The organism is Sphingomonas sp. SORGH_AS_0870 (assembly GCF_031453175.1).
GTDB lineage: Bacteria > Pseudomonadota > Alphaproteobacteria > Sphingomonadales > Sphingomonadaceae > Sphingomonas.
In genome coordinates this window covers 1,117,897-1,137,047 of record NZ_JAVIYW010000002.1, presented here as the reverse complement: position 1 = coordinate 1,137,047, position 19,151 = coordinate 1,117,897, and the positions used below count along the sequence as shown (strand labels likewise).

The 19,151-nt window shown below is 69.1% G+C and carries 17 protein-coding genes and 1 riboswitch; of the genes, 11 read left to right on the top strand and 6 right to left on the bottom strand.

The window, feature by feature from the left end; all coding sequences use genetic code 11:
• Positions 1-8: 8 nt before the first annotated feature.
• A riboswitch (glycine riboswitch) is annotated at positions 9-116 on the bottom strand.
• A gap of 251 nt (positions 117-367) precedes the next feature.
• Positions 368-991, bottom strand: coding sequence for a hypothetical protein (locus QE363_RS05925; protein ID WP_309693075.1), 624 nt, complete (start codon positions 989-991; stop codon positions 368-370).
• Positions 992-1,119: 128 nt separating this feature from the next.
• Between QE363_RS05925 and ispH the strand changes: the two genes are divergently transcribed.
• The 3 genes from ispH to rnhA are packed head-to-tail and all read left to right on the top strand — an operon-like array spanning position 1,120 to position 3,467.
• A complete protein-coding gene (gene ispH, locus QE363_RS05920; RefSeq protein ID WP_309693073.1) occupies positions 1,120-2,076 on the top strand; it encodes a 4-hydroxy-3-methylbut-2-enyl diphosphate reductase in 957 nt (318 codons plus the stop codon).
• 3 nt (positions 2,077-2,079) lie between these two features.
• Entirely contained in the window at positions 2,080-3,033 is a 954-nt protein-coding gene (gene thrB / locus QE363_RS05915) for a homoserine kinase (RefSeq protein ID WP_309693071.1), read from the top strand.
• Positions 3,030-3,467, top strand: coding sequence for a ribonuclease HI (gene rnhA / locus QE363_RS05910; protein ID WP_307103169.1), 438 nt, complete (start codon positions 3,030-3,032; stop codon positions 3,465-3,467). The genes thrB and rnhA overlap by 4 nt, the downstream gene beginning before the upstream one ends.
• Before the next feature lie 21 nt (positions 3,468-3,488).
• Here the strand turns inward: rnhA and QE363_RS05905 are convergent, their stop codons facing one another.
• Entirely contained in the window at positions 3,489-4,568 is a 1,080-nt protein-coding gene (locus QE363_RS05905; RefSeq protein WP_309693067.1) for an FAD-dependent oxidoreductase, read from the bottom strand.
• Complete coding sequence (locus QE363_RS05900; protein WP_309693065.1) at positions 4,565-5,500, bottom strand: alpha/beta hydrolase; 936 nt, start codon at positions 5,498-5,500, stop codon at positions 4,565-4,567. Before QE363_RS05900 ends, QE363_RS05905 begins: the two co-directional genes overlap by 4 nt.
• Before the next feature lie 50 nt (positions 5,501-5,550).
• Between QE363_RS05900 and QE363_RS05895 the strand changes: the two genes are divergently transcribed.
• The 8 genes from QE363_RS05895 to QE363_RS05860 all read left to right on the top strand — a co-directional run bounded on the left by QE363_RS05895 (position 5,551) and on the right by QE363_RS05860 (position 12,986).
• Positions 5,551-6,045: a prepilin peptidase gene (locus QE363_RS05895; protein WP_309693063.1), complete on the top strand. Its 495-nt coding sequence runs from the start codon at positions 5,551-5,553 to the stop codon at positions 6,043-6,045.
• A gap of 52 nt (positions 6,046-6,097) precedes the next feature.
• Positions 6,098-7,087, top strand: coding sequence for a Flp pilus assembly protein CpaB (gene cpaB / locus QE363_RS05890; protein ID WP_309693061.1), 990 nt, complete (start codon positions 6,098-6,100; stop codon positions 7,085-7,087).
• A 2-nt stretch (positions 7,088-7,089) separates the two neighbouring features.
• On the top strand, positions 7,090-8,619 hold the full coding sequence (locus QE363_RS05885; protein ID WP_309693059.1) for a type II and III secretion system protein family protein: 1,530 nt from the start codon (positions 7,090-7,092) through the stop codon (positions 8,617-8,619).
• Positions 8,620-8,645: 26 nt separating this feature from the next.
• Positions 8,646-9,314 (top strand): CpaD family pilus assembly lipoprotein, encoded by a 669-nt coding sequence (locus QE363_RS05880; protein WP_309693056.1) that lies wholly within the window; start codon positions 8,646-8,648, stop codon positions 9,312-9,314.
• Positions 9,311-10,573, top strand: a complete 1,263-nt coding sequence (locus QE363_RS05875) for a pilus assembly protein CpaE (RefSeq protein WP_309693054.1) — start codon at positions 9,311-9,313, stop codon at positions 10,571-10,573. The genes QE363_RS05880 and QE363_RS05875 overlap by 4 nt, the downstream gene beginning before the upstream one ends.
• A gap of 4 nt (positions 10,574-10,577) precedes the next feature.
• On the top strand, positions 10,578-11,555 hold the full coding sequence (locus QE363_RS05870) for a type II secretion system F family protein (protein WP_309693051.1): 978 nt from the start codon (positions 10,578-10,580) through the stop codon (positions 11,553-11,555).
• Positions 11,556-12,560, top strand: a complete 1,005-nt coding sequence (locus QE363_RS05865) for a type II secretion system F family protein (protein WP_309693048.1) — start codon at positions 11,556-11,558, stop codon at positions 12,558-12,560.
• Positions 12,561-12,623: 63 nt separating this feature from the next.
• Positions 12,624-12,986: a hypothetical protein gene (locus tag QE363_RS05860; RefSeq protein ID WP_309693045.1), complete on the top strand. Its 363-nt coding sequence runs from the start codon at positions 12,624-12,626 to the stop codon at positions 12,984-12,986.
• 227 nt (positions 12,987-13,213) lie between these two features.
• On the opposite strand, the gene ppdK is transcribed toward QE363_RS05860, so the two are convergent.
• The 3 genes from ppdK to QE363_RS05845 form a co-directional block, all read right to left on the bottom strand.
• Complete coding sequence (gene ppdK / locus QE363_RS05855) at positions 13,214-15,874, bottom strand: pyruvate, phosphate dikinase (RefSeq protein ID WP_309693042.1); 2,661 nt, start codon at positions 15,872-15,874, stop codon at positions 13,214-13,216.
• 124 nt (positions 15,875-15,998) lie between these two features.
• On the bottom strand, positions 15,999-18,146 hold the full coding sequence (gene glyS, locus QE363_RS05850; protein ID WP_309693039.1) for a glycine--tRNA ligase subunit beta: 2,148 nt from the start codon (positions 18,144-18,146) through the stop codon (positions 15,999-16,001).
• A complete protein-coding gene (locus QE363_RS05845; RefSeq protein WP_309693036.1) occupies positions 18,146-18,985 on the bottom strand; it encodes a glycine--tRNA ligase subunit alpha in 840 nt (279 codons plus the stop codon). Before QE363_RS05845 ends, glyS begins: the two co-directional genes overlap by 1 nt.
• Between the last annotated feature and the right edge of the window lie 166 nt (positions 18,986-19,151).

The window sequence follows — 19,151 nt, the reverse complement described above, 5'->3', positions numbered from 1 at the left end:
GTGTCGATGGCGATCGCGCGGTCCCATTTGCCTGAGAGATTCCGGGGTGGTTGCTCCTTCGGCGGCCGGGTCTTGCCATCTGAAAGATGCACCCGGCGCTCTCCCGCGCGCGCCTATGTCGGACATGTCCGACATCGACGCCGCGCCCTCTGCCGACAGGGGGTTCCCAAGTCAATCGGGGAACGGTGGCGGATGCGATCAATCTTGTGGATTGTAGTGCCTATTCCTCCCCTGCAAGGGGAGGTGGCAGGCCGAAGGCCTGACGGAGGGGTGTAACCCGCCGCGACGGCGTCCCGCACGCGCAAGCGGCGACACCCCTCCACCAGCTTCGCTGGTCCCCCTCCCCTTGCAGGGGAGGAATACGGCGTTAGCGCGTCGCGTTATACTTCAGCTGTGCCTCGGTCAGCTGGAACCCGACCAGCGCCTCGAAGCTGGCGCTCGCCACCGCCTGGCGAATCTCGGGCTGGCTCAGCGGATCGACCGCCGCGTCCTCGTCGCCCGCCTTGCGGCGACGGGTCAGCTTTTCGCGGACATCGTCGGGCAGGGTCGCGGCAGCGCGCGCGATGGTGGTGGAGGCCTCGCCCGCCACCTGGCCGCGCGCCTGGCCCGCGTCGAAATGGACCGACACGCGGCTCACCCGCTTGGCGACGACATTGGTCCCGCCGCGCACGATCGCGATATAATAGGGCAGCGTCACGTCGCGCGCCGCCGCGGTGTCGGTGCGCCGCGCCTCGACGTTGAAGGTCACGGTCGTGACGATGTCGCTGCCCACATCGGCGCAGGTCGAGCGGACATCGGTCATGTTGGCGACCAGATCGATCGCCCCCTCGTCGGTCGCGCCCGGCGTCTTGAACAGGGTCACGTCGCCGGTGCCCGCCGCCACGCCCACCACCGGGCAGGCCGAGCGGACGGCGGTGATCCCGCCCGACGCATCGATCTCACCGGTGCGGGCGCAGCCCCCCAGCACGAGCGCAAGGGCAACGGGCGCCAAGACGGAAACGGGGAGCGATGCTTTCACAGGTCGAAACGCCTATTCTGGATGCCGAAGCAGGATGCCGGTTTGGCCGCCAGCATAGGAACCGGGTTGGACGCGCGCAAGCAATGGCGTAGAGCCGCAGCATGACCGATGCCCCCAAGCCGCCGCTCGACCTGTTGATCGCCGCCCCGCGCGGCTTCTGTGCGGGCGTCGACCGCGCCATCCGCATCGTCGAGCTGGCGCTCGAAAAACATGGCGCGCCGGTCTATGTCCGGCATGAGATCGTCCACAACAAGTTCGTCGTCGACAGCCTGAAGGCCAAGGGCGCGATCTTCGTGGAGGAACTGGACGAGGTGCCGCCGCACGCGCATGTCGTCTTCTCCGCGCACGGGGTGCCCAAGTCAGTGCCCGCCGATGCCGAGAGCCGGGGCCTCGACTATCTCGACGCCACCTGCCCGCTGGTGTCCAAGGTCCATCGCCAGGCCGAACGGCTGGTCGAGATGGGTCGCCACATCGTCTTCATCGGCCATGCGGGCCACCCCGAGGTCATCGGCACCTTCGGCCAGGTGCCGCAGGGGTCGATGTCGCTGGTCGAGACGGTCGCCGATGTCGAGGCGTTCGCCCCCGCCGATCCCGACAATCTGGCGTTCCTGACCCAGACCACCCTGTCGGTCGACGACACCGCCGCGACAATCGAGGCGCTCCAGCGCCGCTTCCCCAGCATCCAGGCGCCGCGTGGCGAGGATATCTGCTACGCCACCTCCAACAGGCAGGCCGCGGTCAAGGCGATCGCCGCCGAGTGCGACGCGGTGCTGGTGATCGGTGCGCCCAATTCGTCCAACTCGCTGCGACTCGTCGAGGTCGCCGAGCGGGCGGGCAAGCGCGCGCAACTGATCCAGCGCGCCGCCGATCTCGACTGGGCGTTCCTCGACGGGGTCAGGACGCTGGGCCTGACCGCCGGGGCCTCGGCGCCCGAGCTGCTGGTCCGCGAGCTGGTCGACCGGCTGTCCGAACGCTTCACCGTCACCGAACGCGAGGAAGAGACGACGCGCGAGACGATCGCCTTCAAGCTGCCGCGCGGCCTGGAAGCGGCCGCCTGAACCATGGCCGTCTATACGCAGGTTTCGGCCGAGGCGTTGTCGGCGTTTCTGGCACGCTATGACGTGGGCGAGCTGATCTCCGCCAAGGGGATCGCCGAGGGGGTCGAGAACAGCAATTACCTGGTCGACACCACGACCGCGCGGTTCATCCTGACCCTGTACGAAAAGCGCGTGGCGGCGGGCGACCTGCCCTTCTTCCTCGCGCTGCTCGATCATCTGGCGGCCAAGGGCCTGGCCGTGCCGCCCGCGATCAAGGACCGGCAGGGCGTCGAGATCCAGGAACTGGCGGGCCGCCCCGCCTGCCTGATCCAGTTCCTGACCGGCGTGTCGCTGTCGCACCCGACCCCGGCGCAGGCGCTGGCGGCGGCGGATGCGATGGGCGCGATGCACCGCGCAGTGGCGGACTTTCCGCTGAACCGCCCCAATTCGATGGGCCATGCCAGCTGGCGGCCGCTGTTCGAACAATGCGGCCGCGACCTCGACCGGATCGAACCGGGCCTGCACGGCGCGATAGGCGAAGCGCTCGACACGGTGCTGGAGGGCTGGGAAAGCCAGGCGCTCGACCGCTGCGTCATCCATGCCGATCTGTTCCCCGACAATGTGCTGGTGCTGGGCGATCAGGTCACCGGCCTGATCGACTTCTATTTCGCCTGCACCGACTACCGCGTCTATGACCTCGCCGTCATGCACTCGGCCTGGAGCTTCGACGCGGCCGGTGAGACCTATGCACCCGAAATCGGCGCGGCGCTGATCCAAGGATATGAGCGCCACTTCCCGCTGTCCGACACCGAGCGCGCGGCCTTCGCGAAGCTGGCGATGGGCGCGTGCCTCCGCTTCGCGCTGTCGCGGGCCTGGGACTGGCTGAACACCCCCGCCGATGCGCTGGTGACGCGCAAGGACCCGCTCGCCTATTGGCGGCGCTATATCGCCTATCGCGACGGAAAGGCCGGACTGTGACTCCCGTGGAGATCGCCACCGACGGCGCGTGCAAGGGCAATCCCGGCCCCGGCGGCTGGGGCGCGCTGATCCGGTCGGGCGCGCATGAGAAGGAATTGTCGGGCGGCGAGCCGCTGACCACCAACAACCGCATGGAGCTGATGGCGGCAATCGAGGCGCTGAACGCGCTCAAGCGTCCTTGCGCGGTGACGCTGTCGACCGACAGCCGCTATGTGATGGACGGCCTGACCAAGTGGATCCATGGCTGGAAGCGCAATGGCTGGCGCACGGCGGACAAAAAGCCGGTCAAGAATGCCGAGCTGTGGCAGGCGCTGGTCGCGGCGGCGGAGCGGCACCAGATCGAGTGGAAATGGGTCAAGGGCCATGCCGGCCACCCCGACAATGAACGCGCCGACAAGCTGGCGAGCGATGCGGCGGAGACGTTCCGGAAATAGCCACTTCCGGGCGGCGCGGGTCTATCGCGAGAACCGCGCCGCCGCATAGCGCGCCGCGTCCACGCTGCCCGGCATATCCCCCTCGCCCAGCAGCAGCGCCGCCGCCATGCGCGACGCGGCGGGGGCGGTCTGGATGCCGAAGCCGCCCTGCCCCGCGCACCAGAAGAAGCCCGGCACCTTGGCGTCGAAGCCATAGACCGGCGCGCGGTCGGGGGCGAAGCTGCGCAGCCCCGCCCAGCGGCGCTCGACCGCCGCGACGCGCCAGTCGACCACCTTTTCCAGCCGGTCGATGGCGACCGCCACGTCCCATTCCTCGGGCGCGATGTCGCAGGGGACGCTGGGGGTCTCGTCATGCGGGGTCAGCCACAACCGCCCGCCCGCCTCGGGCTTGAAATAGAATCGGCCGTTGATGTCGATGACATGCGGCAGGCCGGACGGCGCGGGCGGATCGGTGCGCAACTGCATCATCGTCCGACGATAGGGCGTGATGCCGACCGGCGCGGCCCCCGCGATCCGCGCGACCTCGTCCGCCCAGGCGCCCGCCGCATCGACCAAGATCCGTGCCTCGACCGGCCCGGCGCGCGTCTCCAGATGCCATAGCCCGTCGCGGCGTTCGGCGGCGACCAGTGCGGCATCGGTCCTCAGCACCGCCCCCGCACCCTTCGCCGCCGCCAGGAAATCGGCGTGGAGCGCGGCCACGTCGATATAGGCGCAGCTCGGCTCCCAGATGCCCTGCACCCATTCGGGGCGAAGGCCGGGGATGCGCGTGGCGGGATCGACCGGCGACAGGTCCACCCCGCTGCCCGCGAAATCGCCGAGCAACCGCTCGATCTGCGCCGAATCCTCCGCGCGTCCGACGTGAAGCGAGCCGAGCGGGGTCAGATACCCGCCGTCGCGCAGCGTCGCGCCGGAAGCGGTGGTCAGCGGCTGGACCGCCGGGCCGCCATAGGTTTCCGACCAAAAGGCCGCCGAGCGCCCGGTCGCATGGCGTCCGGGCATGTCCTCCGCCTCGAGCAGGATGACGCGCGCACGCGATCCGATCGCTGCCGCCAGGCTCGCCCCCGCCATGCCCGCGCCGACGATCGCGATGTCATGGCTCATGCGGCGACCCCGGCCAGGAACGCATCGATCGCCTCCAGCGCGCGCAGCCGCACCGTATCCGCCTCGCGCAGCAGCTCATGCGCCGCCTCGTCGCCGAAGCGGACCGTGCGCGCGCCGATCCGGGCGGCGACCCGCGCCGCGACGCGCGAATCGACCAGCCGGTCGGCCTCGGCGATCAGCATCAGCGTCGGCAGGCCCAGCCGGTCGAGCCGGGGATCGCGCGACAGCCCCCGGATCGAGCGCGACGCCTCCGCCAGCCATCCCCAGCTCGGCGGCCCCAGCGCCAGCTCGGGCATCCGCGCGTACCAAAAGGCCTCGTCCTCGTAACGCGTGACGTCATGGGTCAGGTTGCGCTGGCGGGTGTGGCGGCCCGCCCCGTCATCGGCGCGCCAGATCGCACGCTCGCCCCGGCCGAGCGCCGCCATCGCGCGGATGAGAATCGCCCCCAGCAGCGCGCCGGTCGGCAGGCGAAGCCCCAGCATCGGCGAGACCAGCACCAGGGCATCGGGATCGACCGCGCCCTCTACCACGGCGCGCAACGCCAGATGGCCGCCCATCGAATGGCCGAGCAGGACATGGCGAAGCCCCGCGCCGCCCTCGCCCCGCCATTGCTGCCAGAAGCTGTGCAGGTCCGCGACATAGACCGAGAAATCGGCGCCATGCCCGACATGCCGGTCGGCGAGCAGGCGTCCCGATCCCCCCTGCCCGCGCCAGTCGAACGCGGTGACGCTCCAGCCGCGCGCCACCAGATGCGCGAAGACCTCCAGATATTTCTCGATCATGTCGGCGCGTCCCGTCTGGAACAGCAACCGGCCGACCGGCCGCGTCGCCACCCAGTCGAACCGGCGATGCGCCCAGCCATCGGGCGCGGTCCAGCGCGACAGCCGCGCATCCGCGGGGAAGGATCGGCGAAGGGCGAAGGCGTCGGTCATCCGCCTCCCGGTTACGGTTTAGAAAGCCCTGCCGTCTAGGTGGTTCTATGATGGAATGGACCATTGTCCGTATCGCGCTGATCGGTGCGCTAACCCTGTTGCTGGTGGCAGCGGGGATCGAGGATGTGCGCACCCGCGAGATCGCCGACCGCAAGAACGCCGCCATCGCGCTGCTCGCGCCGCTCTGGTGGTGGGCCTCGGGCCTGTCGGTCTGGCCCGATATCGTGGTGCAGCTGGCGGTGGCGGCATGCGTCTTCTTCCTGTTCGCGCAGGCCTTTCGCGTCGGCATGATGGGCGGCGGCGACGTGAAGATGATCGCCGCGCTGGCGCTATGGCTGCCGCTGCAACCGCTGTTCCGGATGCTGCTGATCATGTCGATCGCGGGCGGCGTGGTGACCTTCGCCATGATTCTCGACCATCGGTCGCGCCGTCGGCGCCAGGGCGGGGAGGCGCGGCCGATCGAGGTTCCCTATGGCGTCGCGATCGCGGTGGCGGGGCTGATGATCCTGCGGGAACCGATATTTAACCCATTCAATCATACCTGATTTTCCTGAACAGGCCGGGCAGAGGGTTCGGCGACGAGGCCAAGAGCGCGGGATGGACAGTCGCAAATTGTTACTGGTGTTGGGCGCGTTGGTGGTCGCGGGGATGACCGCGCTGTTCGCCCGGACCATCACGTCGGGCAGCAGCGCGCCGCAGGCCGCCGCCGCCGTCATCGTCGCGCCCGCCGAATCGGGCCCCGAGGTGCTGGTCGCGACCCGCACCCTGCCGGTCGGCACGATCATCGACCCGACCGCGCTGAAATTTCAGCCCTGGCCCAAGGACATGGTCCAGGGTGCCTATTATGTGAAGGGCCAGGCCGATCCCACCAAGCTGCAGGGCACGGTGCTGCGCTATGCGATCACCGCCGGGCAGCCGCTGACCCAGGGGTCGGTGGTGCCGCCGGGCGACCGGGGCTTCCTGGCTGCGGCACTCACGCCGGGCATGCGCGCGGTGACGGTGCCGGTATCGGCGCAGACGGCGGTGGCGGGCTTCGTGTTTCCCGGCGACCGCATCGACATGGTGCTGACCCAGGATGTCGCGGGCGGCGGCGACGGCCCCCCGCTGAAGGTGTCGGAGACGATCATGCGCAACGTCCGCGTGCTCGCCACCGACCAGAGCACCGACCATCAGGCGGGCTCGGACGGCAAGACGGCGGTCCACCCCTTCACCACCGTCACGGTCGAGACGACGCCGAAAATGGCCGAACAGCTCGCCGTGGCGCAGACGGTCGGCACGCTGTCGCTGTCGCTGCGCGCACTGGCCGACCAGCCCGACCGAAGCGCAGGCGCGAGCCAGCCGATGATCGACCGCGCCTCCTATGTCACCGGCGGCGACGTGTCGCGCTATCAGCGCCGGACGGTGCCCGGACGCCAGGCCAATGCCGGGCCCGATCACGGCACGATGCCGATGCCCGGCGGCGCGATGCCCTTGGCGGGCAGCGCGGGCGCGGGCATGGGCGCCCCGGTTCGCGAAGGCGGCGTGCAGGTCACGCGCGGCCATGGTTCGGGCGATTCGGGTCCGTCCACAGCTGGAAGGATGAATTGAACATGGCGTCCCGGTCCATCCTGGCGGGCTCGGCACGCGCCGCCGCCCATATGCTGATCCTCTCGCCGCTGCTCCTCGCCCCCGCGCCATCCGCCGCCGCCGATCCGGAAGGCTCCACGGTCGTCAGCGACGGGTCGGGCGCGATGGAGATCAATACCGGGCGCGCGCGCCTCATCACCCTGCGCCGTCCGATGACCGATCTGTTCGTCGCCGACGACAGCATCGCCGACGTCCAGGTCCGCTCGCCCACCCAGCTCTATATCTATGGCAAGAAGCCGGGCGAAACGACCATCTCGGCCACCGGGCGCGGCGGAGCGGTCGTCTATTCGGCGACGGTGCGGGTCGGCAACAACACCGATTCGATCGGCCGGATGCTGCGGCTGGCCATGCCGGAGGCCAAGATCGCCGCCACGCCGATCAACGGCATGATCCTGCTGACCGGCACCGTCGCCTCGCCCGACGATGTCGCCGAGGCGGAACGGCTGGTCCAGGCCTATGTCGGCAAGGACACCCGGATCATCAGCCGCTTGAAGACCGCGACCCCGCTTCAGGTGAACCTCCAGGTCCGCATCGCCGAGGTCAGTCGCAGCTTCGTCAAGACGATCGGCGTCAACCTGCTGAGCCGCGACAATAGCGGCGGCTTCCTGTTCGGTGTCGCGTCGGGCCGCAATGCCGGGACGATCAGCGACGTCACCGATCCGACCACGGGGCAGATCATCGGCACCCGCTATGGCTTCACCTCGGGCGACGCGCGGACGTCGGTGGGGCTGGCCGGACGGGTGCTGGGGATGAACCTGCTCGCCGCGATCGATCTGGGCGAAACGCTGGGCCAGGTCTCGACGCTGGCCAATCCCAACCTGACCGCGCTGTCGGGCGAGACCGCGACCTTCCTGGCGGGGGGCGAGATCCCCATTCCGCTGACCAGCGGCTTCGGCGCGGTGTCGGTCGACTATAAGCAATATGGCGTCAGCCTGTCCTACACGCCGACCGTGCTGTCCGACGGGCGGATCTCGCTGCGCGTCCGGCCCGAAGTCTCGCAAATCTCCTCGGTGGGGTCGGTCCGGATCAACGGCACCTCGATCCCCGCTCTGTCCACCCGCCGCGCCGAGACGACGCTGGAGCTGGGGTCGGGGCAGAGCATGATGATCGGCGGGCTGTTGTCCAACACCCATGACAATAGCATCGAAAAGGCGCCGTGGCTGGGCGACCTGCCGCTGATCGGCTCGCTGTTCCGCTCCAACGCGTTCAAGCGCAACGAAACCGAGCTGGTCATCATCATCACCCCCTATCTGGTCAAGCCGGTCGATTCCCCCTCGGACATCGCCCTGCCGACGGACGGCCAGCGCCCGCCCAACGATGCCGAGCGCGTCCTGCTGGGACGGGTCGCCGCCGGGTCCGGAGAGCCGCGTCCCGTCCCCACCATGGCCCCGCCGGTCCAGGGTCGCCCCGTATCCGGCGCCGCCGCGCCGGTCGGAGCCGCGCCCGCCGCCCGGCCCGGCAAGGCCGTTCCCATGCCGGGCTTTTCCGAATGATCGCCCGCCCAAGGATGCCCCGCCCCATGCGCCGCGCCCCGCTTTGCCTGACGTCCCTCGGCCTGCTGCTGTCCGCCTGTAACGCCGGTGGCCAGCACGGGCTGGAAACCGCGCATCAGCCGGTCGTGTCGCAGACCGACTATGCGCTCGACCTCGCCGTGTCGCGCGGGCAACTGGCGGCCGACGAGGATCGTCGCCTCGACGGCTGGGCGCGCAACCTGCGGCTGGGTTATGGCGACCGCGTGACCGTCGAGGACCCGGCGGGCGAAGCCCCCGGCGCCTATCGCCAGGTCGCGGCGGTGATCGGCGCCTATGGCCTGCTGCTCGGCCCGTCCTCGCCCATCGCGCAGAGCCCGGTCGCGCCCGCGACGATCCGCGTGATCGTGACCCGCGCCCGCGCGACGGTGCCCGGCTGCCCCGACTGGCGCAGCGATCTGGCCCCCGACTGGAGCGGCGACACCTCGTCCAACCATGGCTGCGCGATCAACCGCAATCTGGCGGCGATGGTCGCTGATCCCCGGGAACTGGTCCGCGGCACCGACGGCCCCGCCACCGCCGACCCGCGTTCCGCCACCCGTGCGATCGTCGCGATGCGGCGGGCGGGCACCACGGGCACGGGCGGCACCACGCTGCGCGATCCCAACGCGACCGCGAGCAGCGGCCCCGCGCCGACCAGCAGCGGAGAGCCCCAGTGAACGCCCCCTGGAATCCCCAACGCGCGCTGAAGCGCGACCCGTTCCAGGCCTATGTCTGCGACGACTGGGCGGCCGAGGCGATCCGCCCGATCGCCGACGAACAGGGATGGTCGCCGGACAAGGTCTTCAAGACCGGCATGCGCGGCGCGATCCAATCGCTGGCGGTGTCGGCCAGCCCGCAAATCCTGCTGGTCGACCTGAGCGACACCGACGATGCGGTGGGGGAGATCAACAATCTGGCCGAGGTGTGCGAACCCGGCACGATCGTCATCGCGATCGGGCAGGTCAACGACGTGCGCCTCTATCGCACGCTGATGAACAGCGGCATCCATGATTATCTGCTCAAGCCGCTGAGCGCCGATCAGCTTCGCGACACGCTCGAACAGGCGCGCGCGATCCTGCACGCCCCCCGCCCCGCCGACCAGACGCCCGAGCGGGCGCATTGCGGCGTCGCGGTGATCGGCGTGCGCGGCGGCATCGGCGCCTCGACCATCGCCACCTCGCTCGGCTGGCTGATGGCGGAGCGGCTGGGGCGTTCGACCGCGCTGCTCGACCTGGACGTGCATTTCGGCACCGCCGCGCTCTCACTCGACCTGGAGCCGGGACGCGGGCTGGTCGACGCGATCGACAATCCCAGCCGGATCGACGGGCTGTTCCTGGAACGCGCGATGGTTAAGGCGTCGGAGCGGCTGGCCATCCTGTCCGCCGAAGCGCCGATCAGCGCGCCGATCCTGACCGACGGCATCGCCTTCGTCCAGTTGCAGGAGGAGATGCGGCTGACCTTCGAGACGACGCTGGTCGACCTGCCGCGCGACATGGCCCTGCAACAGCCGATGCTGCTGAACACCGCCCAGACCGTGGTGCTGGTGACCGAACTCACCTTGGCCGCCGCGCGCGACACGATCCGCATGCTCGCCTGGCTGAAGCTCAACGCGCCGCAGGCCGCCGTCCTGCTCGTCGCCAACCGGGTCCAGCCCGCCGCGCTCTGCGAGATCGCGCAGAGCGATTTCGAGGGGTCGATCGAGCGCCCCGTCGATGTCCTCATCCCCTATGACCAGAAACTGGTCGTGCAGGCCGCCAAGCTGGGCAAGCCGATCGCCGAGCTGGGCAAGTCCTCGCGCACCGTCGCGCCGATGATCGCCATGGTCCAGCGCATCTGCGCCTCGGCAGAGGACGGCACCGCCGCCCCGGCGCGGCGCGGGCTGCTCGACCGGTTCGACTTCAAGGCGCTGCTGTCGAAGCGCGCCGGGACGGCCTGATCGGGTGAGCATCCTGGCGACCCTGATCCTGGCGATCGGCGTCTTCGCGACGCTGATGCTGGTGATGGCCGCACTGTCGGCCCCGTCGACGCCGCGCGCCCAGTCGCGGCGGCTGGCGGGCCTGCGCACGCGGGTCGCGCTCGATCTCGACAAGCCCGCCGTGGCGACCGCGTCGCGCGGGATCGCGTTCGCCACCGATACCCGCATGGACAAGGCGTTCGGCCGGTTGCTGCCCAACCCGGCAAAGCTGGCCAGGCGGCTGGACCGGGCGGGGCGCGGCTGGACGCTGGGGCAATATGGCCTGGGCTGCGCCGCCGTCGCGCTCGTCACGCTGATGCTGGGCCTGATGATCGGGCTGTCCTTCGTCCTGGCGCTGCTGCTCGGGATCGGGATCGGGCTGTGGTTGCCGCATGTCTTCCTGTCGATGACGATCGGCCGCCGGATCGCGAAGTTCACCGCCCGCTTTCCCGACGCGATCGAGCTGCTGGTCCGCGGCCTGCGCTCGGGCCTGCCCATCGCCGAGACGATGGCGGTCGTCGGCCAGGAGGTGCCCGGCCCGGTCGGCGAGGAGTTCCGCGCGGTCTATGACCGGATGCGGATCGGCCGGACGATGGATGCCGCGCTGCAGGACGTCGCCGACCGGCTGGAGACGCCCGAATTCCAGTTCTTCGTCATCGCCATCGCCATTCAGCGCGAAACCGGCGGCAACCTGGCCGAGACGCTGTCCAACCTGGCCGATGTGCTGCGCAAGCGTGCCCAGATGAAGCTGAAGATCAAGGCGATGTCGTCCGAATCCAAGGCGTCGGCCTATATCATCGGCGTCCTGCCCTTTGCCGTGTTCGCCATGATCTGGCTGATCAACCAGCCCTATATGGCGCGCTTCTTCATCGATCCGCGCCTGATGCTGGTCGGCGGCGTCGGCATCCTGTGGATGGGCTTGGGCGCGTTCATCATGTCCCGCATGATCAATTTCGAGATCTGAATGCGCAGCCCCGCCCCCTCTTCCGCGACCGGCCCGTTCGGCCTCGACGCCGCCTCCACCGCCACGCTGCTATGGGGCGTCTGCATCCTGGCGCTGCTGTTCGTCGGCTATCTGCTGATCGGCAGCCGCGATCCGATGAAGGCGCGGGTGCGCACCCTCAACGCGCGCCGCGAACAGCTCAAGGCCGGGATCGCCGCCCCGCCCCCGTCGCGGGCAAGGCTGATCGACCGCGACACGATGCTGAACCGGATGCATGCCATCCTCGATTCGCTGAAGATGTTGCAGGACGAACAGGTCCGCGCGGTCCAGACCAAGCTGCTCCAGGCGGGTATCCGGTCCAAGGAGATGGCGGTCGCGGTGATCTTCGGCCGCCTCGCACTGCCGATCGTGCTGGGCGGGCTGATCGCCTTGTGGGTTTACGGCACCGACGGTTTCGCCACCTGGAGCCCGTTCAGCCGCAACATCCTGGTCGCGGGCACGCTGCTGCTGGCGTACAAGGCCCCCGATCTGGCGCTGAAGAACCAGATCACCAAGCGCAGCCAGGCGATCCGCAAGGGCCTGCCCGATGCGCTCGACCTGCTGGTCATCTGCGCCGAGGCCGGGTTGACGATCGACGCGGCCTTCATGCGCGTGGCGCGCGAATTGCGCCGCGCCTATCCCGAGCTGGGCGACGAGTTCCAGCTGACCTCGGTCGAACTGGGTTTCCTGACCGACCGGCGGCAGGCGCTGGAGAATCTGGCGATGCGCGTCGATCTCGACTCGGTGCGCGGGGTCGTCACCACGATGATCCAGACCGAGAAATATGGCACCCCACTCGCCAGCGCGCTGCGCGTCCTGTCGGCCGAGTTCCGCAACGAACGCATGATGCGCGCCGAGGAAAAGGCCGCGCGCCTGCCCGCGATCATGACGGTGCCGCTGATCCTGTTCATCCTGCCAACGCTGTTCGTGGTGATCCTGGGCCCCGCCGCCTGCTCGATCAAGGATACGCTGGTCGCCGGCCAGTAACGCCCGCGCAACCACCGACGCGTCCGGTCGTTGTCCGGACGTAACAGGCAGGGATCGACCGCGATGCTGTTCACTTCGACGACACAATTCGCCGTGCTGGGGCTGGTCCTCATCGCAGGCTGGCTCTTCGGTTTGGCGAGCCATCCGGGCGGCCGCAAATGGCGCACCCGCTATTCGACCGAGCGCGACGCCCATGCCGCGCAGGTGAAGGATACCGAGACCAAATTGTCCGCCGCACAGGCCCGCATCGCCGAGCTGGAGCGCGAGAATCAGCGGCTGACCAGTGCGCAACCCGTGGCGGCGGCCCCCGTGACGGAGCGGGCGCCGTACCGCCCGGTCGCTGCCACCGCCGCGCGTCCGGCCTATCCGGCGGGTGAGCGTCGGGGCTGGTTCGATTTCGGGAACCGGGTTTCGACGCGCGGGTAACGGGGTTTCATCGGGTGTGGGCTCGGTGAGACACCCTGCCCTCCCCCAGCCCCTCCCGCCTGCGGGAGGGGAGGGACTTGAGGCACATTCAGCCCTGAATCACCGATTGCACCGTGCAACGCGATCGAGATGTACGCTGCCCGCGCCCCCAGGCACGCCCCTCCCGCAGGCGGGAGGGGTTGGGGGAGGGAAGGCTCCAGGCGAACCGCTCCCCTCCCCGCGACCGATTACCGCGCCTTCAACGCCGCCTGCGCCGCCGCGAGCCGGGCGATCGGGACCCGGTACGGGCTGGCCGAGACGTAATCCAACCCGACCTGCTCGCAGAAGGCGATCGACGCCGGGTCGCCGCCATGCTCACCGCAAATGCCCAGCTTGATGCCGGGGCGCGTCGCGCGGCCGCGCTCGGCGGCCAGGCTGACCAGTTCGCCCACGCCCTCGACATCCAGGCTGACGAACGGGTCCTTGGCGTAGATGCCCTTCTCGACATAGGCGCCCAGGAAGCGCGCGGCGTCGTCGCGGCTGACGCCCAAAGTCGTCTGGGTCAGGTCGTTGGTGCCGAAGGAGAAGAACTCGCCCACCTCGGCGATTTCCCCGGCCTTCAGCGCGGCGCGCGGCAGCTCGATCATGGTGCCGACCAGATATTCGACCGTCTTGCCGCGCTCGGCGAACACCGCCTGCGCGGCCTTGTCGACCACCGCCTTCATCAGCTCCAGCTCGCGCCGGGTGGCGACCAGCGGGATCATGACCTCGGGGATCGGGGCCTCACCCGACTTCTCCGCGACGTCCAGCGCCGCCTCGAAGATCGCCCGCGCCTGAATCTCGTAGATTTCGGGATAGGTCACGCCCAGGCGACAGCCGCGATGGCCGAGCATCGGGTTGAACTCGTGCAGTTCGCTCGCCCGGCGCTTCAGCGTATCCACATCCACGCCAGCCGCCGTCGCGACCTCGGCGAATTCGGCCTCCTGCTGCGGCAGGAATTCGTGCAGCGGCGGGTCGAGCAGCCGCACCGTCACCGGCAGGCCCGCCATCACCTCGAAGATCGCGGTGAAGTCGGCGCGCTGTTCGGGCAGCAGCTTGTCGAGCGCGACGCGGCGGCCCTTTTCGTCCGAGGCCAGGATCATCTGGCGCACTGCCGTGATCCGCGCGGCGTCGAAGAACATATGCTCGGTGCGGCACAGGCCGACGCCCTCCGCGCCGAAATCGCGCGCGGTCTGGCAGTCGAGCGGGGTTTCCGCATTGGCGCGGACCTTCAGGCGGCGAACCTGATCGGCCCATTCCATCAGCGTGCCGAAATCGCCCGCCAGCTCGGGCTGGACGGTCGCCACCGCGCCGACCATCACCTCGCCGGTCGAACCGTCGAGCGTCAGGATATCGCCCTCGCGCACCTCGCGGGCACCGACGCGCAGCAGCTTGGCCTTGTTGTCGATCGACAGGCTGCCCGCGCCCGAGACGCAAGGCCGCCCCATGCCGCGCGCCACGACCGCCGCATGGCTGGTCATGCCGCCGCGCGCGGTCAGGATGCCCTTGGCCGCGTGCATGCCGTGAATGTCTTCCGGCGAGGTTTCGACGCGGACCAGGATCACCGCCTCGCCCGCCGCCGCCGCACGCTCGGCGGCATCGGCGTCGAACACCACCTTGCCCGAGGCCGCCCCCGGCGAGGCGGGCAGCCCCTTGGTCAGCACGTCGCGCCGGGCATTGGGGTCCAGCGTCGGGTGGAGCAACTGGTCGAGCGCCGCCGGATCGACCCGCGCGATCGCCTCCTCACGGGTGATGAGGCCCTCATTGGCCATGTCGACCGCGATCTTCAGCGCCGCCTTGGCGGTGCGCTTGCCCGAGCGGGTCTGGAGCATCCAGAGCTTGGCCTGTTCGACCGTGAACTCGATGTCCTGCATGTCGCGGTAATGATTTTCCAGCCGGTCGAAGACGGCGGCCAGCTCCGCATAGACCTCGGGCATCGCCTCTTCCATCGAGGCGGGTTTGGCTTTCGCTTCCTCGCGCGCGGCCCTGGTCAGGTATTGCGGCGTGCGGATGCCCGCCACCACATCCTCGCCCTGCGCGTTGATCAGGAACTCGCCATAATAGGCTCGGTCGCCCTTGGAAGGGTCTCGCGTGAACGCCACGCCCGTCGCCGAGGTGTCGCCCATATTGCCGAACACCATCGCCTGCACATTGACGGCGGTGCCCCAGTCGGCAGGAATGTCGTTCAGGCGGCGATAGACCTTCGCGCGCTCCGACTGCCACGACCCGAACACCGCGCCGACCGCGCCCCAGAGCTGGTCGTGCACGTCCTGCGGGAAGGGCTTGCCCCACTGCTCCTCGACCAGACCCTTATAGGTCGTGACGAGCGCCTTCCAGTCGGCGGCCGACATCTCGGTGTCGAGGGTGAAGCCGTTATCCTCCTTGGCGATCTCCAGCGCTTCCTCGAACGCGCCGTGATCCAGCTCCAGCACGACATCGGCATACATCTGGATGAAGCGGCGATAGCTGTCCCAGGCGAAACGCTCGTCGCCCGCCTTCTTCGCCAGCCCCTCGACGGTCGCGTCGTTGAGGCCGAGGTTCAGCACCGTGTCCATCATGCCCGGCATCGACACGCGCGCGCCCGAGCGGACCGAGACGAGCAGCGGGTTTTCCGGGTCGCCGAAGCGCTTTTCGGTCACCGCCTCGATATGCGCGATGCCGTCGGCCACCTCATCGCGCAGCTCTTGCGGAAACTGCTCGCCATCCTCGTAATAGCGGGTGCACATCGCGGTCGAGATGGTGAAGCCCGGCGGCACCGGCAGCCCGATCGACGCCATCTCGGCCAGGTTCGCGCCCTTGCCGCCAAGCAGGTTCCTGTCCCCCTTACCGCCGTCCGAAACGCCGCCGCCGAAGCGGTACACATAGGTCATCGGTTCGATCCTTTACTGGTCGTATCGTCCGACGCCCTGGGGACACAGGCGTCGGTGTTAATAAGGCGATATTGCCGGAGGGGAAGACAGGAAGCTGTCGGTCCGTCTCCCGATCCGGCTCAACTCATCCCTCGATCCTCGAAAAATCCGCCACCATGTGGACGGCGGCCCGGACGCGGGCGAGCAATGCGAGGCGCGCGGCCCGCTTGGCCGGGTCTGCGTCGTTGACGGTCACATCGTCGAAGAAGCGGTCGATCGGCGCACGAAGCGAGGCGAGCGCGGCCATCGCGGCCTCGAAATCCTCGGCCTTCACCGCCTCGGCCGCCTTGGGCTCGGCGGCGTCGAGCGCGGCGATCAGATCGGCCTCGGCGGGTTCGGGCGTGTAGGTCGGCGCGGTCCAGCCCTGGTCGCCCTCGACGCCTTCCTTCTTCAGGATGTTCGCGGCACGCTTGTACCCGGCGAGCAGGTTGGCGCCGTCGTCGGTGGTGACGAAGGCTTGCAGCGCATGGACGCGGGCGAGGAGGCGGACGAGATCGTCCTCGCCGCCAAGTGCGAACACCGCGTCGATCAGGTCGTGGCGGACGCCCGCTTCGCGTTGCTGGACCTTGAGGCGGTCGATGATGAAATCCATCATCTCCGTCGATCCATGATCGGCATTGCCCATGGCGCGGATCGTCGTCGGGTAGAAGGGCAGTCGCAGGCCATTCTGCTGGATCGTGCTGGCGATACCCAGCGCAGCACGGCGAAGGGCGAACGGATCCTTGGAGCCGCTGGGCTTCAAGCCGACCATGAAGAACTGCGCGACGCTATCCAGCTTGTCCGCCAGCGCCACGGCCACCGTCACCGGCGCGGTGGGGACATCATCGCCCTGCCCGACCGGCTTGTAATGATCGCGAACCGCCTCGGCGACGCGCGGGTCCTCGCCCTGCGCGGCGGCGTAGTATCCGCCCATCAGGCCCTGCAATTCGGGGAACTCGCCGACCATGCCGGTGACGAGATCGGCCTTCGCAAGGTACGCGGCGCGCTCCGCCAGATCGGCAAGCTCGCCCCCTCCGCTTGCGGGGGGGGATGGGGGGGGGACGGTTCCGCTGGCGACGTCGCTTGGGGCACGGCCCTCCCCTAGCCCCTCCCGCCTGCGGGAGGGGGACTCGGTGACGATCCCCTCTTCGACCAGCCAGCGGGCCAGCTTGGCCACCCGCTCGACCTTGTCGGCGACGGTGCCGAGCTTTTCGTGGAAGACGATCTTTTCCAGCTTGGGCCGCAGATCGTCGAGCTTGGTCTTCAGGTCCGTCTCGTAGAAGAAGCGCGCGTCGGACAGGCGGGCGGCGAGCACCTTGCCATTGCCCTCGACGATCTTCGCGCCGCCGTCGCTCGCCTCGATATTGGCGGTGCAGACGAACGCGTTCGCCAGCTTGCCGTCGCCGGAGCGGCAGACGAAGTATTTCTGGTTCACCCGCGCGGTGAGCTGGATGACTTCCGGCGGCACGTCGAGATAGGCTTCGTCGAAGCGGCCGAGCAGCGGCACCGGCCATTCGGTCAGCCCGGCATTCTCGGCGACCAGCCCTTCGTCCTCGACCAGTTCCAGCCCCGCCTCGGCGGCCAGCGCCGACGCGCGCTCGCGGATGATCGCGGCGCGCTCGTCCTGATCGACCAGCACCTTGGCTGCGCGCAGCTGCTCGACATAGGTGTCCGCGCCGGTCAGCACGATCTCGGCGGGCGCGTGGAAGCGATGGCCGCGCGTGACATTGCCGCTGGTGATCCCGGCGATCTCGAACGGCACCACCTCAGCCCCGAACAGCGCGACGATGGCGTGCAGCGGGCGGACCCAGCGCATCGACTCGGTCGAGGCGGACTCCGCCCCCCAGCGCATCGACTTGGGCCAGGGGAAGGCGCGGACGATCGCGGGGATCGCCTCGGCCAGGACCTCTGCGGTCGCGCGGCCGGGCTTTTCGGTGATCGCGAAGAGCACGCCGTCGCGCTCGGTCAGTTGCTCGCGCGTCAGCCCGGTCTTGCGGAGGAATCCCTCCAGCGCCTGGGGCGGGGCCGACGCACGCGGGCCCTTCACCTCTTCGGACACCGCCTCGGTCGCGGACGGAAGCCCCTTGGCGATCAGCGCCAGGCGACGCGGGCCCGCATAGGTAACGATCTCACCCGCCGACAGACCGGCCTTGGCGAGTTCGGCGGCGAACAGCTTGGCGAGATTCTCCCGCGCGCCCGCCTGCATCCGGGCGGGAATTTCTTCGGAGCGGAGTTCGAGCAGAAAATCGGTCATCACGCGGCCCAGCCGTTCTTGTCCATCCAGGCACCGCACGCGCCCTTCGCCAGATCGCGGACGCGGCCCATATAGGCCTGGCGCTCCGCCACCGAGATCACGCCGCGCGCCTGCAGCAGGTTGAAGGTGTGGCTGGCCTTGATCGCCTGTTCATAGGCGGGGATGGGCAGCTTGGCCTCCAGACAGCGCTCGCACTCGGCCGCCGCCTTGCGGAAGGCGTCGAACAGCGTCTCGGTGTCGGCCACCTCGAAATTCCAGGTCGACATCTGCTTCTCGTTTTCGAGAAACACGTCGCCGTAGCTCACGCCCGCATCGTTGAAGCGCAGGTCATAGACGTTGTCGACGTCCTGGATGTACATGGCCAGCCGTTCGAGCCCATAAGTCAGCTCGCCCGCGACCGGCTTCATGTCGTAACCGCCCATCTGCTGGAAATAGGTGAACTGGGTCACCTCCATCCCGTCGCACCAGACTTCCCAGCCCAGGCCCCAGGCGCCCAGGGTCGGGCTTTCCCAATCGTCCTCGACGAAGCGGATGTCGTGCTTGGCCATGTCCACGCCGATCGCGGCAAGGCTACCCAGATACAGGTCCTGCAGGTCGGAGGGCGAGGGCTTCAGGATCACCTGATACTGGTAATAATGCTGGAGCCGGTTGGGGTTCTCGCCATAGCGGCCGTCGGTCGGGCGGCGGCACGGCTGGACGAAGGCGGCGTTCCACGAATCCGGACCCAGCGCGCGCAGCGTGGTCGCGGGGTGAAAGGTGCCCGCCCCCATCTCCATGTCATAGGGTTGCAGGATCACGCATCCGCGCTCGCTCCAATAGTCATGGAGGGTGAGGATCATGCGCTGGAAGGAAAGTGGTCCTTCCGGGGGTCCGTTCCGGGTCAGCATAACGCGGCAGGCTTTGGCGGATGGCCCTTTCGCGGTCAAGGACGGCCGCCCCTGCAACTTGTGGCGGAGAGGGCAGATGACAGGTAGGACCACCCCGGCCAAAAGGACGACAGACCCT

Bases quoted from the DNA above. Each gene is read 5' to 3' on its own strand.
- glyS (WP_309693039.1), bottom strand. From the start codon at position 18,146: ATGACCGATTTTCTGCTCGAACTCCGCTCCGAAGAAATTCCCGCCCGG.
- ispH (WP_309693073.1), top strand. From the start codon at position 1,120: ATGACCGATGCCCCCAAGCCGCCGCTCGACCTGTTGATCGCCGCCCCG.
- QE363_RS05845 (WP_309693036.1), bottom strand. From the start codon at position 18,985: ATGATCCTCACCCTCCATGACTATTGGAGCGAGCGCGGATGCGTGATC.
- QE363_RS05865 (WP_309693048.1), top strand. From the start codon at position 11,556: ATGCGCAGCCCCGCCCCCTCTTCCGCGACCGGCCCGTTCGGCCTCGAC.
- QE363_RS05880 (WP_309693056.1), top strand. From the start codon at position 8,646: ATGCGCCGCGCCCCGCTTTGCCTGACGTCCCTCGGCCTGCTGCTGTCC.
- thrB (WP_309693071.1), top strand. From the start codon at position 2,080: ATGGCCGTCTATACGCAGGTTTCGGCCGAGGCGTTGTCGGCGTTTCTG.
- cpaB (WP_309693061.1), top strand. From the start codon at position 6,098: ATGGACAGTCGCAAATTGTTACTGGTGTTGGGCGCGTTGGTGGTCGCG.
- QE363_RS05885 (WP_309693059.1), top strand. From the start codon at position 7,090: ATGGCGTCCCGGTCCATCCTGGCGGGCTCGGCACGCGCCGCCGCCCAT.
- ppdK (WP_309693042.1), bottom strand. From the start codon at position 15,874: ATGACCTATGTGTACCGCTTCGGCGGCGGCGTTTCGGACGGCGGTAAG.
- QE363_RS05900 (WP_309693065.1), bottom strand. From the start codon at position 5,500: ATGACCGACGCCTTCGCCCTTCGCCGATCCTTCCCCGCGGATGCGCGG.
- QE363_RS05895 (WP_309693063.1), top strand. From the start codon at position 5,551: ATGGAATGGACCATTGTCCGTATCGCGCTGATCGGTGCGCTAACCCTG.
- QE363_RS05860 (WP_309693045.1), top strand. From the start codon at position 12,624: ATGCTGTTCACTTCGACGACACAATTCGCCGTGCTGGGGCTGGTCCTC.
- QE363_RS05905 (WP_309693067.1), bottom strand. From the start codon at position 4,568: ATGAGCCATGACATCGCGATCGTCGGCGCGGGCATGGCGGGGGCGAGC.